Annotated in this window: 1 protein-coding gene; it reads left to right on the top strand. The window is 59.2% G+C overall.

Going from position 1 to position 807, the window contains the following annotated elements:
• Positions 1-191: 191 nt before the first annotated feature.
• Positions 192-807: DeoR family transcriptional regulator (locus ABD361_RS30415; protein WP_344440205.1), on the top strand; the 616-nt coding region annotated here is incomplete at its 3' end.

Below are 807 nucleotides of genomic sequence, written 5' to 3'. Positions count from 1 at the left end.
AAATTCACAGGCGGAAAGAGGCTGCACAGCGGCGATTCTTGCCCTAAAATAGCGTAAAAAACAGCGGCAAAGCGCGATAACAACACCGGGTGTCGCCAGGGCCGTAGCCTGGGTGGTGACGCCTGGTGTGAAAAAATGGTAAGGGGAGAGCGGTGATTCCAATAGAACGACATCAGCGTATTTTAGCCCTGGTGGAGCAGCGTGGGGCGGTAAGCATTAACGAGCTGACGGAGATCCTCGGCGTGTCCCATATGACCATCCGTCGGGACGTCAGTAAACTGGAGGAGCAGGGGCTGCTGGTCAGCGTCTCGGGCGGCGTACGCGCCGTCAGCCGGCTGGCCGCGGAACCCAGTCATCTGGTGAAAAGCACGCTGCAGAGTGAGGAGAAACAGGCGATCGGCGCGCTGGCGGCGAGTCATATCGCTAAAAACAGTTGCATCTATCTGGATGCCGGGACTACCACCCTGGCGCTGGCGCGGGCGATCCTCGACCGGAACGATCTCCAGGTGGTCACCAATGATTTTGAGATAACCCAGCTGCTGATCGATGCCAGCCAGTGCGGCGTGATCCACACCGGCGGCACTCTGTGCCGGGAGAACCGCTCCTGCGTGGGCGAATCGGCGGCGCGTACGTTACGCCACCTGGCTATCGATACGGCCTTTATCTCCGCCAGCGGCTGGGACAGTCGCGGGATATTCACCCCTGATGAGAACAAGGTTACCGTCAAGGAGACCGTCAGCCAGGTCAGCGCGAGAAGCATCCTGCTGTGCGACAGTTCGAAATACAATCAGGTGGCCACGTTTATGG

The sequence above is a fragment of the Streptomyces luteosporeus genome (assembly GCF_039532865.1).
GTDB lineage: Bacteria > Actinomycetota > Actinomycetes > Streptomycetales > Streptomycetaceae > Streptomyces > Streptomyces luteosporeus.
This window is presented reverse-complemented; position numbering and strand designations above follow the sequence as displayed.